The following is a 12,989-nucleotide window of genomic DNA, read 5'->3' as shown; positions in this document are numbered from 1 at the left end:
GGCCTGCGCGCCCTCCGTGACTCCTAGGATCGGGACCGTGACGTCTCCGACGATCCTCCCCCTCTCCGAGGGCGTCTCGCGCGCCGCCGATCTGCTGGACGGCCGGCGGATCGCCGTCCTCACGGGCGCCGGCGTGTCCACCGACTCGGGGATCCCCGACTACCGCGGCGCGGACGCCCGCCCGCGCACGCCCATGACGTGGCGCACGTTCCTCTCCGACGAGGCGGCCAGGCGCCGCTACTGGGTGGGATCCCACCTCGGATGGCGCGCGTTCCAGGCCGCGCGCCCCAACCCCGGCCATCTCGCGCTCGCGCGGCTCGAGGCCGACGGGCGGACGACGGGCGTCATCACCCAGAACGTCGACAGCCTGCACCTGCGCGCCGGCTCGTCCCGCGTCGTCGAGGTGCACGGCACGATGCGCCGAGCGCTCTGCCTGCGCTGCGGGCAGGTGTTCGACAGGCGAGCGATCGCCGCGCGGATGGAGCGCGACAATCCGTGGCTCGCCGTGCCGGACGACGTGCCCCTCGGGCCCGACGGCGATGTCGTGCCCGAGACCGCGGATCACGCGACCGTCCCCGTCTGCTCGGTCTGCTCCGGCGTGCTCAAGCCCGACGTGGTGTTCTTCGGGGAGTTCGTGCCGCGGGCCCGGTTCCGCGCCGCGGAGCAGCTCGTCGCCTCGGCCGACGCGCTGCTCGTCGCCGGATCCTCGCTCGCCGTCAACAGCGGGATCCGCGTCGTGGAGCGCGCGCGACGACGCGGGCTGCCGATCGTCGTCGTCAACCGCGGCGAGACGAAGGCGGACGCGCGCGTCGACCTGAGGATCGATGCGGGGACGAGCGAGGCGCTCTCCAGCCTCGCCGCGGCGCTGGGGAGCGACGCCGCCCGATAGGCTCACGGGCGTGACTCTCATCGCTCTCGTACGCCATGGACAGACCGAGTGGAACCGCGAGGGGCGGCTGCAGGGACTGAGCGACATCCCGCTCAACGACACGGGGCGCGCGCAGGCGGCCGCGGCCGCCGAGGCACTGCGCGGCGGAGACTGGGAGCTGCTCGTCGCCAGCCCGCTCGTGCGCGCCCGCGAGACCGCCGAGATCATCGGCAGCGCACTGGGCCTGGGCGAGCCCGCCGTGCGGCCCGACCTGCGCGAGCGCGCCTACGGAGACGCGGAGGGCATGCGCCTCGAGGAGTACTGGGAGCGCTACCCGGGCGGCGTCGAGATCCCCGGCGCCGAGACCGACGAGGAGGTCGTCGCCCGGGCGCGGAGGGAGCTGCGCGCCATCGCCGACGACGCCGAGGGGCGGCCCGTCATCGCCGTCGCGCACGGCGGCCTGATCGCCCGGCTCCTGCGCGACGTCACGGGCGGGCGCCTGCCCCGCACGGGCGAGCGGATCGGGAACGGGTCGCAGCAGGTCATCGAGGTCGCGGGCTCGGATCTGCGCGTCGTGTCCTACAGCGGGTCCTGACGCACCGCGCGTTACCCGCAGTTCTGTGCGGGAAGACGCGCACGACGCGCAATCGTTCCGATAACGGATGAGCATTCTGTGCATTCGACGTCGCGGAGAGCTGGTAGCGTTCCGCACTATGACCTCCCTGGATCACGTCGATCTCGAGCTCGTCGCCGCGCTGTCGGCCGACCCGCGCGCGACCGTCGTCGCGCTCGCCGAGAAGCTGCGTCTGTCGCGCAACACCGTGCAGGCGCGCATGTCGCGCCTCGAGAAGGCCGGCGTGTTCCAATCGGCCGAGCGCTCGATCTCGCCCGCCGCCCTCGGCTTCCCGCTGCAGGCGTTCATCTCGATCGGGGTCACCCAGTCGGCCCTCCAGGCGATCACCGACGAGCTGAGCCGCGTGCCCGAGATCGTGCAGGTGCACGGCGTCTCCGGTCAGATCGACATGGTCGCGCTCGTCGCCTGCCGCGACGCGAGGCACCTCTTCGACGTCGACGCGCGGATCCTCGCCATCGCGGGGGTCTCCCGCACCGAGACCCAGCTCGTCATGAGCGAGGCGATCCCCTACCGCGTCTCCGGCCTCATGGAGCTCGCCCGCCGCGAGCCGACCCGCTGAGCGCTCACGCCCCGACGAATCCGCGGATCGCTGAGGCGGCCGCCGCACGGCACCGGGAGGACACCCGCCGTTCATGAGCCATCGCCACGATGGTCGCCATGCTCGCTTCCCCGGACGACGACCCCGCATCCGTCCCGGCTCCGAAGCACCGCACGGTCTCGTCCGCGCTCGCCGCCGACATCGACGCCGGACGCCTGCGCCCAGGTGACTTCCTGCCGAGCGAGTCGGCGCTCGCCCGCCGCTTCGGGGTCGCGCGAGGAACCGTGCGGCGCGCACTCGACGAGCTGAGCGACGCGCGGGAGCTCCTCTCCCGGCAGGGCAATCGCTGGATCGTCCACCGACGCATCCTCGCTCAGGACGCCACCCGCCTGCGCTCCTTCGGACAGTGGGCGCGCGCGATCGGCCACGAGCCGGGCGGACGCACCGTGTCCGGCGCCCTCGGCCGGGCGACCGCCACCGAGGCGCGCACCCTCGGGATCCGTCCGCGCAGCCCCGTGTTCCGCCTCACGCGCCTGCAGTCGATCGACGACGCTCCCGTCATGGTCAAGCGCACCACCTACCCGGAGTGGCTGATCCCGACGATCTCCGATCTGCCGGACGACGCGCGATCCATCATGGAGATCGTCGAGCGTCAGCACGGCCCGCAGCTCGCGCACGGCGAGCACCTCATCTCCGCGACGCTGCCGACATCCGAAGACGCGCGCCTGCTCGGCGTGAGCCGCACGACCCCGCTGCTGCGGATCCAGCGCGCCGCGCGCACGTTCGACGGCCGCCCCTTCGAGAGCAGCGACGATCGGTACCTCGCGACCGCGACGGCGATCAGCATCGTCAACTCGGCCCGTGACGACGACGCATGACCGCTCGGCGGAACCGTCAGAGGCGCGACACCCGTTCTTCGCCGCGACGCGATCCGGACGTCGCCCGATCGACAGCCGCGCGACGCCGACGCCTTCTTGTCTGGTGAGGTCCCGGGCGACATGCCCGCGACCTCACCGCTCAGGAAGGAACCACATGACCATGCGCACTGCGCATCTCGTGCGGTCCGGAGCCGTCGGCGCGATCGCCGCGACTCTGATCGCCGGACTCGCGTCCGCCCCGGCCTCCGCCGACATCGCCGATCCCCCGCCCGCGCCCGCCTCCGCGGAGGACGACGGCACCCTCCTCTCCGAGTCGTTCGACGACGGGGAGATCCCTGCTGACTGGACCGTGATCGACGGAGACTGGGCGGTCGAGGACGGCGCGCTCGTCGGGACGAGCGGAGACAAGGACGCGAAGATCCTCTTCGGCTCCCACCACCGCGACTACGCGATCGACGTCGACATCCGCTTCGACGACGCGCGCGACAGCGCGCGCTGGCTCGCGCTCGTGCTCGACGCCCCGGCCGACGGATCCGTCCCCTGGCAGCATGCCGCGCTGCGCAACGGCTCGAGCGCTCCGAACGGCGTCGAGTTCGCCCAGCGCACGGCGGGGCAGACCTGGAACGTCACCGACACGGGATCGACGGCCGAGCCGATCGGCGTCGGCGCCGACGCGCATCTGCGGGTGGAGGTGCGCGGATCGACGGGCATCTGGTACGTCGACGGCCAGGAGATCATGCGCACCCGCCAGCTCGTGCGCTCGGGCGACGGCGTGCTCGGGCTCATCGTCAACGGCTCCCGCGTGCGCTTCGACAACCTCGTCGTCGAGGAGGTCGAGCCCCTGCCTGCGATCGAGCACCGCAGCCCCGGCGAGACCGGCGTCGTCGCCGCGCACCGCGGCAACTCGTCGCTCGCCCCCGAGAACACCATGCCCGCCTTCGTCGCGGCGACCCGCGCCGGCGCCGACTACTTCGAGATCGACATCGACCTCACGAAGGACGGCGTGCCCGTCGTCATCCACGACGACACCGTCGATCGCACCACGGACGGCACGGGCCGCGTCTCCGACCTGACGCTCGAGGAGATCCGCGCGCTCGATGCGGGCTCGTGGTTCTCGCCCGCCTACGCGGGCACGGTCATCCCGACGCTCGACGAGGTCCTCACCTACGTCTCGAACGGCGGCGCCGACCTGCTGCTCGAGTACAAGGGCGACTGGTCGCCGGAAGACGTCGAGATGACCATCGGGATGATCGGCGACTACGACCTCGCCGACCGCGTGTTCGCGCAGAGCTTCAGCGCGACGACGGTCGAGAACGTCGCCGCCGCGGCCCCGGATCTCACGCTCGGGTGGCTCGTCGGAGGCCTCGACCAGCAGACGATCGAGCGAGCGGCCGCGCTCGGCGCGGACGCCGTGAACCCGTCCGCGCCGACGCCGGAGGCCGTCGCCGCCGCCCACGAGGCGGGGATGGGGGTGTTCTCGTGGACGCACAACGACGCGTCGCGCTGGGCCGACCTCACGGCGATGGGCGTCGACGGCATCATCACCGACCGCCCCGACCAGCTCGTCGGCTGGAACCTGCGCTACAACCAGGGCGGCGCTGTGCCTCCCGAGGAGCCGGAGCTCGCCGAGAACGAGCAGGCGCTCGCCGTCTCCGTGCCCGACGCTCCCCGGCCGAGCGGCGAGTTCACCTGGCGCTTCCGCTCGCAGGACGTCGTCTCGCTCGGCACCGCCCGGCAGCTGGGCGACGGCTACGTCGCCTCCGGCGTCCTCAACGACATCGAGGTCACCGACACGCGTGCGCACCCGGTCGGCACCTGGAGCATCACGGGCCGCGCGGACGAGTTCCGCGCGGGCGACGAGTCGTTCGGGTCCGAAGCGCTCGGTTGGACGCCCGCCGTCCGACACGAGGGCGCGGGCGCCGTCGCCGGCGAGGCGGTCACGCCGCGCGTCGACGGCGGACTCGCCGAGAGCTCCGTGCTCGCCGCCGCGCCGAGCGACGAGTTCAAGGGCCTCGACACCGCCGTGATCGGAGCCGACCTGCTGCTGCGCCTGCCCCTCGGCCAGGCGGCGGGCGACTACACCTCGACGCTGTCCGTCACCGTCATCCAGTGATCCCCGGCGGGGAGGGGCAGTCTGCCTGCCCCTCCCCTCCCCGCCCCTTCCGAAGGAAACCGACCATGCACCGCACGTCCCTCGCTCTGCTCGCCGCCCTCGCCGCATCCGCCGTCCTCTGGGCTCCCAGCCCCGCCGCCGCGGATGACGGGGATGTCGCCTGGAGCATGACCCCCGTCATCACGAACGTCGGAGAGGAGCGCACCTCGTTCGCCTACGCGGTCGACGCGGGAGAGCAGGTCTCCGACGCGGTGCTCGTCCGCAACGCGGGAGCAGATGAGCTGACCCTCGACGTCGCCGCGGCCGACGCCCTCACCGACGAGATCGGGCGTCTCGAGATCGCCGATGCCGAACCCGACGGAGCGGGAGCATGGATCCGTCCCGAGCTCGACGAGCTCACGATCGCCCCCGGCGACACCGCCCGGCTCCCGTTCTCGGTCGCCGTGCCCGACGACGCCGAGCCGGGAGAGCACGCGGCTGCCCTGCTCACCGTCCTGGAGAGCTCAGGAGACGCCGTCTCGGCGGATATGCGATACGCGACGCGCGTGACCGTGGAGGTCGCGGGCGACCTCCGCGCATCCCTCCGCCTCGCCGACGGAGGGCTCGCGGTCGAGACGGGGTTCTGGCCCTGGGATCCGGCATCGGCCGAGGTCGCCTACACCGCGCAGAACGCGGGGAACACGCGGCTCTCGGCGGCGCAGCTGATCCGCATGCAGGACGTCGAGCTGATCTCCACGGCCGGCTCCGCAGCCGATCTGCACGACCTCGAGGAGATGCTGCCCGCCGCCGAGGTCACGGTCCGCACCCAGCTCGACGGCCTCTCGTCGTGGTCGCCCTTCTTCCGCGCCGCGGTCGCCGTCTCGCCCGTGGTCCCCGCCACCGCATCCGGCACCGCACCCGTCGTCGAGCAGCAGACCCTCGCCATCGAGGCGCTCGCCATCGCGCCGGGCTGGTGGATGATCCTCGCGGCCGCCGTGCTGGTGGTCGCCGTGATCGTCACCCGCGTCGCACGGGCGAGGAAGCGCTCACGCCCCGACGAATCCGCGGATCTCTGAGGCGGCCTCTGCCGGCTTCTCGTAGTGGATGAGATGCCCGACGCCGTCGATCTCCACGAGCTCGGCGCGGGCGAACATCGTCGCGAGGCGCCTCTCCGCCTCGATGGGCGTGATGTCGTCCTGCACCGCGGCGACGAGCAGCGTCGGCTGCGCGACGCGCGGGGCGGCGGCGCGCACGTCGTGGGACACGCTCGTCACGAACGCCTGGCGCAGGGTGTCTCGGTCGCTGAACCCCGAGAAGAACCGGTCGTGCTGGTCGTGGATCCAGCGCCGCAGCCGCTTCTCGCGCGTCTTCGCCATCGCGACGCTCATGATCCGCACGATGACGCGCGACCGCAGCAGTCCCTCGCCGATGCGTCGCGGGAGACGTGCGCTCGCGGAGTAGTAGAGGATCGCGAGGCGCGTGAGCAGCCCGCGCGGACCCGCCAGGGCGGGCGCGCCGATGGGGTTGACGAGCACGAGCCGCGGCGTCTCGAGCCCGCGGGCCACCGCCTCCGCCGCGACGATCGACCCGAACGAGTGCCCGAGCACCACCGCCCCCGGGGCGATGCGGGACGCGAACGCCCGGAGCCAGTCGACGTAGCAGTCGAGATCGTGCTCGCGTCCCGCGACGGGCGGCGTCTCGCCGAACCCCGGGAGGTCGGGCATGATCCATCGGGCCTCGGGGAGGTGCGCCACCACGGGCTCGAGCCCGTGGTGGTCGCCCCGGAAGCCGTGGACCGCGAGGATCGTGACGGGGGCGTCGGAGGATCCGTACTCCCAGAACGCCGTGCGCGTTCCCCCCGCCTCGATCTCGCGGCGGACGACGGGGACCCGCGCGAGGAGCGCGTCGTAGGGAGAGGGCACCGGCACGGCCGCAAGTCTAAGGCGCACGGAGTGGCGTGCCCTGTGCGCCGCCCGCCAGCGCCTACCGTCGAGGCATGACCACCACGTGGCCCGATCCGCCGCCGCTGTTCGCGGTGTCCGATCTCGACCACCCCGGAGAGAAGCCGAGCTGGCTGCCGCGCCCCGCGTCGGGCGCGCGCCGACGCCCGACGCGTCGGGACGACGCGCTGGTCGAGGCGCTCTTCGACGCCGACGGCCGGATCCCGGCCGACTCCCCCGACACCGCCGATCAGGAGATCACGATGGCCTTCGAGCAGCTCGCCGCGCAGTTCGCCCCCCAGCCGGGGCGCCTCTTCTCCCGCGTGGCGGTGTTCGACCTCGAGACGACCGGAGTGGACGTGCGCTCCGACCGCATCGTCACGGCCTTCGTGGGCGTGCTCGACGAGACCGGCGCCGTGCTGGAGGCGGAGAGCTGGATCGCCGATCCGGGCATCGAGATCCCCGCCGGCGCCGCGGCCGTGCACGGCTTCACCACCGAGCGCGCCCGCGCGGAGGGGCGCGACGCCCGCGAGGTCGTCGGCGAGATCGTCGCCTCCCTCGGCCGCCTGCTCGACGCCGGCATCCCCGTCGTCGCCTACAACGCGCCCTTCGACTTCTCCGTGCTGGCGAACGAGGCGCGCCGCCACGGCTTCGCGCCGCTCGCGGATCCGTCGCCCGTCGTGGATCCCCTCGTGATCGACAAGCAGCAGGACACCTACCGCCGCGGGAAGCGCACGCTCGACATCGTCGCGGCGCACTACGGCGTCTCGCTCGACGACGCACACGAGGCGTCGGCCGACGCGATCGCCGCGGGCCGCATCGCCCTCGCCCAGGCGGAGCGCTACGCCGCCGACCTGCCCGGCACCCCGGCGGAGCTGCACGCGCAGCAGGTCGGCTGGGCCCGCGCGCAGGCCGACAGCCTCGGCGCCTACTTCGTGAAGATCGGGAAGCTGCAGCCGGGCGAAACCCTCGAGGGCGGCTGGCCGATCCGCTGATCCCCCTGATACGGTCGCGCCATGCCCCGTGATCGTCTCGCCCGCCGGTACCGGCTCTCCGCCATCGGCGGATCGTTCGACGCCGTGTGGCGCCCGAGCGCGCACGACGCCGACGGCGAACGGCAGACCCAGAGGATGCTCATCGCGCCCGTCCCGACCGCGTCGGGCGGCCCCGACGGCATCGACCTCGAGGCCGGCACGGCCACGCTGCGCCTCTGACCGGTCGTACGACGAGGGCCCCGCTTCCGAAGAAGCGGGGCCCTCGTCGTACGCGGCTTACTTGCCGAAGTTCTTGAAGCGCTGGTTGAACTTCTCGACGCGACCGGCCGAGTCCATGATGCGCTGCTTGCCCGTGTAGAACGGGTGCGACGCCGACGAGATCTCGACATCGATCACCGGGTACTCGACGCCGTCGAGCTCGATGGTCTTGTCGCTCGTCGCGGTCGAGCGGGTGAGGAACGTGTCGCCCGAGCCGAGGTCGCGGAAAACGACCGCGTTGTACGTGGGGTGGATGTCAGTCTTCATGCGGAGTCCTTGCGGGTGCGTGTGTGAGGAGGGAATCGCATCGCCGGGGGCGATGCCGGCGCACCTCGAGCGCCAGCCGTCGATTCTAGCAGAACGGATCCGGCCGTCAGGAGCGAGACGACGCGTCGGCGCGGGCGATCCAGCGACCGCCCATCTCGACCACGGCGATCGGCATGCCGAACGTCTCCGAGAGGTTCTCCCTGGTCAGGGTCTCGCGGATCGGACCCTGCGCCACGGCGCGGCCCTCGCGCAGGAGGAGCACGTGCGTGAACCCGATCGGGATCTCCTCGACGTGGTGCGTGACCATGACCATCGCCGGGGTCCCTGGCGCCGTCGCGTAGGCGCTGAGCAGCTGCAGCAGCTCCTCGCGCGCCCCCAGGTCGAGGCTCGCGGAGGGCTCGTCGAGCAGCATCAGCTCGGGATCCGTCATGACGGCGCGGGCGATCTGCACGCGCTTGCGCTCGCCGTCGCTGAGCGTGCCGAAGAGCCGATCGGCCAGGTGCTCGAGCTTCCAGTCGGCGAGCACCCGGAGGGCCTGGCGCTCGTCGATGCTCTCGTATTCCTCGTTCCACCGCCCCATGACCGAGTAGGCCGCGGTGAGCACCACGTTCAGCACCGTCTCGTCGGCGGGGATGCGCCGCGCGAGCGCCGTGGAGGCGAAGCCGATGAGGGGGCGCAGCCCGAACACGTCGGTCTTCCCGAGCCGCTCCCCGAGCACGTCGACCGAGCCGCTCGTGGGGAACATGAGCGTGTAGGCCATCTGCAGGACGGTCGTCTTGCCCGCGCCGTTGGGCCCGAGGATCACCCAGCGCTCGTCGTCCTCCACGCTCCAGTCGAGCCGATCGACGATGTGACGGCCGCCTCGACGCACGATGACGTCGTTCATCTCGAGCACACGGGTCATGCCTCGAGCCTACCGACCGCGGAGCCCCGGGGCGCACGCGACACCCTCGCGCCCGTCGCTCCCGGTACGCTCGGGTCTCGTGACCGCGCGCTTCCTCATCGTCCTCGACGCCGACTCGACCCTCATCCGCAACGAAGTCATCGAGCTCCTCGCCGACGAGGCGGGGCGCGGGGCCGAGGTCGCCGCGGCGACCGAGGCGGCGATGCGCGGCGAGGTCGACTTCGCCGCGAGCCTGCGCACGCGCGTCGCCGCGCTCGCGGGCGTCGAGACCGGGGCGTTCGAGCGCGTGCGAGCGCGCGTCGAGCCGACGCACGGCGTGGGCGACCTCGTGGACGCGGTCCACGCGCGCGACGGGCTCGTCGGCGTCGTGTCCGGCGGCTTCCACGAGATCCTCGACGACCTCGCGCCCCGGCTCGGCGTGGACCTCTGGCGGGCGAACCGCCTAGCGACCTCCGGCGGGGCGCTGACCGGCGAGGTCTCCGGCGCGATCGTCGACGCGCAGGCCAAGGCCGACCAGCTCGCCGCGTGGGCCGCCGAGCACGGCGTCGCCCCGCACCGCACGATCGCGATCGGCGACGGCGCCAACGATCTGCGGATGATCGCGGCGGCCGGGCTCGGCCTCGCCTTCAACGCGAAACCCCGCGTCCGCGGCGAGGCGCCCGTCGTGGTCGGCCCCGTCGACCTCGCGCAGGTCATCCCGCTCCTCCCCTGACGCGACGCGCCCCGGACGATCCGCCTGCGGCGGCGTCCGGGGCGCGGAGGACGCGGGTCAGTGACCCATGCCGAGGCCCCCGTCGACCGGGATCAGGGCGCCCGAGATGTACGCGGCGTCGTCGCTCGCGAGCCACGACACGACACCGGCGACCTCGTCGGCCGAGCCGTAGCGCCCCGCGGGGATCTGCTTCTTGTAGACGGCCTGGGTGTCCGCGTCGAGCTCCGCCGTCATGTCACTCTCGATGAAGCCCGGGGCGACGACGTTGGCGGTGATCCCCCGCGCGCCGAGCTCGCGCGTGACCGCGCGCGCGAAGCCGAGGAGGCCGGCCTTCGACGCCGAGTAGTTCGCCTGACCGGCGACCCCGTACAGACCCGAGACGCTCGAGATGAGGATGATGCGTCCGCGGCGGGCGCGGATCATGCTCGTGATGGCGCGCTTGACCGTGCGGAAGGCGCCGCCGAGGTTCGTGTCGACGACCGAGGCGAAGTCGTCGTCGCTCATCCGCATGAGGAGCCCGTCCTTCGTGATGCCCGCGTTCGCGACGACGGTCGTGACGGGGCCGAGCTCCTTCTCGACCTCGGCGACCGCGGCGTCGAGCGACGCCCCGTCGTTCACATCGGCCTGCACCGTGAGGGCTCCCTCCGGGCCGGATCCGCTGCGGACGGTGACGGCGACGCGGTAGCCGTCGCGCAGAAGGCGCTCGGCGATGGCCCGCCCGATTCCGCGGTTCCCTCCCGTGACGAGGGCGGTGCGGGGGGCGTCGGCGGCTGCGCTCATGGAGACTCCTGGAGGTCGTGGGCGTACGTCGCACCAGCCTACGCGGATCGCCGGGACGCGCTTTTTCGTAGACTGACGGCGACACACCCCCGGGGAGGAGCCCACCATGACCGCTGAGAACCCGTACGGCGCGCCCGACCAGCCGCCGTCCCCGCCCGCGGCGGCCCCCGCACCGTACTATCCCGCGCCCTCGGCGCCCCCGCAGGCGCCGCCGCCCGCGTACGTCGCCCCGCAGGCCTATCCCGCCTACGCGTACCCCGCCCCGACCGCGCCCGCGAAGCCGAGCAATCCGCTCGCCGTCACCTCGATGATCTGCGCGCTCGCCGCCCCCGCGTTCTGGCTCCTCAGCACCTTCCTCTTCTGGGTGCCGATCCTCGGCGTCATCATCCTCGTGTTCGCCCCCGTGGGCGCGATCCTCGGCGTGATTCTCGGACACGTGTCGCTGCGCCAGATCGCGCGGCGCGACGAGGGAGGACGGGGCTTCGCCCTGACGGGCGTGATCGTCGGCTGGATCAGCGTCGGCCTGGCGCTCCTCGGCATCCTGGTGATCGGCCTCATCGCGGGCTCGATCTTCGCGTTCATCGGCGCCGGCGTCTGACGCGCGCTCCCGGGCCGCACGCGGCCCGGGAGACGTAGTCTGGAGGGGCCGTGAAGAAGCACAAGCAGCCCGCCCAGAGCGCCACCTCCATCGAGACGTCTCCGCACGACGACGAGACGTCCCGGATGAAGCAGTACGCGCTCACGATGGGCGTGCGCACGCTCTGCGTCGTCCTCATGTTCGTCGTGCAGCCCTGGGGGTGGCACACGCTGCTGTTCGCCCTCCTCGGCGCCGTCCTGCCCTACTTCGCGGTGATCGTCGCCAACCAGGCGCAGGCCGGGCGCGTCACGACCGCCGTCCCGCCGGCGACCTCGCCCCGCGCGCTCCCCGCGCCGGAGCCCCGCGACGATGCGGAAGGCGCCGTCATCCGCATCGCGGAGACCGCGCCCTCCGAGAATCGAGACGACGCATGATCTTCGCGCTCTCCTCGCCCGACCGCGCGCAGTGCTCGCGCGCCGAGTGCCGCGCCGACGCCGCCTGGAGCGTCGTCTGGCGCAATCCGAAGATCCATGCGGCAGACCGCCGCAAGGTGTGGCTCGCCTGCGACGAGCACGTCGACTACCTGCGCGACTTCATCGCCTCGCGGGGCTTCCCCCTCGCCGTCGTCGAGGGCGCCGTCGACGGCTCGAACGTCGAGCTGGCGGGAGGCGTCCTGTGACCGGCTGGTCGCGCCTCGCCCGCTGGGGCGCGTACGTGGCCGTGGCGGTCGTCTTCGCGATCGTCTGCGCGTTCCTGTCCCAGTGGCAGTTCTCGCGCAACGACGAGCGGGCCGCGCGCAACCTCCTCATCGAGCGCAACTACGAGGCGGAGCCGGTGCCCGTCGACGACCTCATCGCCCCCGGATCCGAGTTCGATCCGGCCGACGAGTGGCATCCCGTCGTGCTCACGGGCGAGTACCTCCCCGAGGCGCAGATGCTCGTCCGCAACCGCGCGCACGGCAACACCAGCGCCTACGAGGTCGTCGTGCCGCTGCGCCTCGACGACGGGCGCATCGTCGCCGTCGACCGCGGATGGGTCCCGCCCGCCTACGACGGCGGGGCCGAGGCCGTTCCCGCCGCGCCCGAGGGCGAGGTGACGGTCGTCGCCCGCCTGCGCCCGTCGGAGCCGCTCCCGACGTCCGGGCGCAGCGCGCCCGCCGGCCAGCTCCCCACGCTGCACGTGCCGTCCATCGCCGAGGAGACCGGCGAGGAGACCCTGACGAGCGCCTACGCGCTCATGATGTCCGAGGACCCGGCTCCCGCCGCGCGCCCCAGCGCCATCCCTGCTCCCGACGTGGACCCCGGCCCCCACCTGTCGTACGCGATCCAGTGGATCCTGTTCGCCGTCATGGGCTTCGTGTTCATCGGATACATGATCCGCACCGAGATCGTCGCGCGGCGCGGAGAGACGCGCGACGCGGAGGACGAGGACGACGCCGAGCTCGAGGGGCTCGAGCCGGAGAGCCCGCGCCCGCCGCGACGCTCCCGCCGGCCGCGCCGCGACCGCGACGCCGAGGAGGAGGACGCCCTCCTCGACGCGTGAGCGC

The 12,989-nt window shown here is 72.9% G+C and carries 17 protein-coding genes; 13 read left to right on the top strand and 4 right to left on the bottom strand.

Annotated elements, in window-relative coordinates:
• Positions 1-28 precede the first annotated feature (28 nt).
• The 6 genes from NHL53_RS02100 to NHL53_RS02075 all read left to right on the top strand — a co-directional run bounded on the left by NHL53_RS02100 (position 29) and on the right by NHL53_RS02075 (position 6,086).
• Entirely contained in the window at positions 29-889 is an 861-nt protein-coding gene (locus NHL53_RS02100; protein ID WP_433774975.1) for a Sir2 family NAD-dependent protein deacetylase, read from the top strand.
• 10 nt (positions 890-899) lie between these two features.
• Positions 900-1,463 (top strand): histidine phosphatase family protein, encoded by a 564-nt coding sequence (locus NHL53_RS02095; protein ID WP_433774671.1) that lies wholly within the window; start codon positions 900-902, stop codon positions 1,461-1,463.
• Between the two features lie 118 nt (positions 1,464-1,581).
• A complete protein-coding gene (locus NHL53_RS02090) occupies positions 1,582-2,061 on the top strand; it encodes an Lrp/AsnC family transcriptional regulator (protein ID WP_433774669.1) in 480 nt (159 codons plus the stop codon).
• A 98-nt stretch (positions 2,062-2,159) separates the two neighbouring features.
• A complete protein-coding gene (locus tag NHL53_RS02085) occupies positions 2,160-2,918 on the top strand; it encodes a GntR family transcriptional regulator (RefSeq protein ID WP_433774667.1) in 759 nt (252 codons plus the stop codon).
• Between the two features lie 154 nt (positions 2,919-3,072).
• Positions 3,073-5,031 (top strand): glycerophosphodiester phosphodiesterase, encoded by a 1,959-nt coding sequence (locus tag NHL53_RS02080; protein WP_433774665.1) that lies wholly within the window; start codon positions 3,073-3,075, stop codon positions 5,029-5,031.
• A 65-nt stretch (positions 5,032-5,096) separates the two neighbouring features.
• On the top strand, positions 5,097-6,086 hold the full coding sequence (locus tag NHL53_RS02075) for a COG1470 family protein (protein WP_433774663.1): 990 nt from the start codon (positions 5,097-5,099) through the stop codon (positions 6,084-6,086).
• On the opposite strand, the gene NHL53_RS02070 is transcribed toward NHL53_RS02075, so the two are convergent.
• Complete coding sequence (locus NHL53_RS02070; protein WP_433774661.1) at positions 6,057-6,938, bottom strand: alpha/beta fold hydrolase; 882 nt, start codon at positions 6,936-6,938, stop codon at positions 6,057-6,059. The genes NHL53_RS02075 and NHL53_RS02070 overlap by 30 nt on opposite strands.
• A 68-nt stretch (positions 6,939-7,006) precedes the next feature.
• Here NHL53_RS02070 and NHL53_RS02065 point away from each other — a divergent pair, with 68 nt between their 5' ends.
• Both NHL53_RS02065 and NHL53_RS02060 read left to right on the top strand, forming a co-directional pair.
• A complete protein-coding gene (locus NHL53_RS02065) occupies positions 7,007-7,945 on the top strand; it encodes an exonuclease domain-containing protein (protein ID WP_433774659.1) in 939 nt (312 codons plus the stop codon).
• A gap of 21 nt (positions 7,946-7,966) precedes the next feature.
• A complete protein-coding gene (locus tag NHL53_RS02060; protein WP_433774657.1) occupies positions 7,967-8,164 on the top strand; it encodes a hypothetical protein in 198 nt (65 codons plus the stop codon).
• A gap of 57 nt (positions 8,165-8,221) precedes the next feature.
• Here the strand turns inward: NHL53_RS02060 and NHL53_RS02055 are convergent, their stop codons facing one another.
• On the bottom strand, positions 8,222-8,470 hold the full coding sequence (locus tag NHL53_RS02055; protein ID WP_433774655.1) for a type B 50S ribosomal protein L31: 249 nt from the start codon (positions 8,468-8,470) through the stop codon (positions 8,222-8,224).
• Between the two features lie 106 nt (positions 8,471-8,576).
• Positions 8,577-9,374, bottom strand: coding sequence for an ABC transporter ATP-binding protein (locus tag NHL53_RS02050; RefSeq protein ID WP_433774653.1), 798 nt, complete (start codon positions 9,372-9,374; stop codon positions 8,577-8,579).
• Between the two features lie 79 nt (positions 9,375-9,453).
• On the opposite strand from NHL53_RS02050, the gene serB reads away from it, so the two are divergent.
• Positions 9,454-10,086, top strand: coding sequence for a phosphoserine phosphatase SerB (serB, locus tag NHL53_RS02045; protein WP_433774651.1), 633 nt, complete (start codon positions 9,454-9,456; stop codon positions 10,084-10,086).
• A gap of 57 nt (positions 10,087-10,143) precedes the next feature.
• On the opposite strand, the gene fabG is transcribed toward serB, so the two are convergent.
• Complete coding sequence (gene fabG / locus NHL53_RS02040; RefSeq protein ID WP_433774650.1) at positions 10,144-10,866, bottom strand: 3-oxoacyl-ACP reductase FabG; 723 nt, start codon at positions 10,864-10,866, stop codon at positions 10,144-10,146.
• A gap of 106 nt (positions 10,867-10,972) precedes the next feature.
• Between fabG and NHL53_RS02035 the strand changes: the two genes are divergently transcribed.
• Genes NHL53_RS02035 through NHL53_RS02020 form a run of 4 tightly spaced genes read left to right on the top strand, consistent with a single transcriptional unit; the run spans position 10,973 to position 12,985 of the window.
• Positions 10,973-11,464: a DUF4190 domain-containing protein gene (locus NHL53_RS02035; protein ID WP_433774648.1), complete on the top strand. Its 492-nt coding sequence runs from the start codon at positions 10,973-10,975 to the stop codon at positions 11,462-11,464.
• 50 nt (positions 11,465-11,514) lie between these two features.
• Positions 11,515-11,877, top strand: coding sequence for a DUF3099 domain-containing protein (locus tag NHL53_RS02030; protein WP_433774646.1), 363 nt, complete (start codon positions 11,515-11,517; stop codon positions 11,875-11,877).
• Entirely contained in the window at positions 11,874-12,122 is a 249-nt protein-coding gene (locus NHL53_RS02025) for a hypothetical protein (RefSeq protein WP_433774644.1), read from the top strand. Before NHL53_RS02030 ends, NHL53_RS02025 begins: the two co-directional genes overlap by 4 nt.
• Positions 12,119-12,985 carry an SURF1 family cytochrome oxidase biogenesis protein gene (locus NHL53_RS02020; protein ID WP_433774642.1) on the top strand — a complete coding sequence of 289 codons (867 nt, stop codon included), beginning with the start codon at positions 12,119-12,121 and terminating at the stop codon, positions 12,983-12,985. Before NHL53_RS02025 ends, NHL53_RS02020 begins: the two co-directional genes overlap by 4 nt.
• Positions 12,986-12,989: the final 4 nt, after the last annotated feature.

It is taken from the genome of Microbacterium sp. gxy059, assembly GCF_050958665.1.
Lineage (GTDB): Bacteria > Actinomycetota > Actinomycetes > Actinomycetales > Microbacteriaceae > Microbacterium.
This window is presented reverse-complemented; position numbering and strand designations above follow the sequence as displayed.

Bases quoted from the DNA above. Each gene is read 5' to 3' on its own strand.
- NHL53_RS02085 (WP_433774667.1), top strand. From the start codon at position 2,160: ATGCTCGCTTCCCCGGACGACGACCCCGCATCCGTCCCGGCTCCGAAG.
- NHL53_RS02065 (WP_433774659.1), top strand. From the start codon at position 7,007: ATGACCACCACGTGGCCCGATCCGCCGCCGCTGTTCGCGGTGTCCGAT.
- fabG (WP_433774650.1), bottom strand. From the start codon at position 10,866: ATGAGCGCAGCCGCCGACGCCCCCCGCACCGCCCTCGTCACGGGAGGG.
- NHL53_RS02080 (WP_433774665.1), top strand. From the start codon at position 3,073: ATGACCATGCGCACTGCGCATCTCGTGCGGTCCGGAGCCGTCGGCGCG.
- NHL53_RS02050 (WP_433774653.1), bottom strand. From the start codon at position 9,374: ATGACCCGTGTGCTCGAGATGAACGACGTCATCGTGCGTCGAGGCGGC.
- NHL53_RS02075 (WP_433774663.1), top strand. From the start codon at position 5,097: ATGCACCGCACGTCCCTCGCTCTGCTCGCCGCCCTCGCCGCATCCGCC.
- NHL53_RS02090 (WP_433774669.1), top strand. From the start codon at position 1,582: ATGACCTCCCTGGATCACGTCGATCTCGAGCTCGTCGCCGCGCTGTCG.
- NHL53_RS02025 (WP_433774644.1), top strand. From the start codon at position 11,874: ATGATCTTCGCGCTCTCCTCGCCCGACCGCGCGCAGTGCTCGCGCGCC.
- NHL53_RS02055 (WP_433774655.1), bottom strand. From the start codon at position 8,470: ATGAAGACTGACATCCACCCCACGTACAACGCGGTCGTTTTCCGCGAC.
- NHL53_RS02060 (WP_433774657.1), top strand. From the start codon at position 7,967: ATGCCCCGTGATCGTCTCGCCCGCCGGTACCGGCTCTCCGCCATCGGC.
- NHL53_RS02035 (WP_433774648.1), top strand. From the start codon at position 10,973: ATGACCGCTGAGAACCCGTACGGCGCGCCCGACCAGCCGCCGTCCCCG.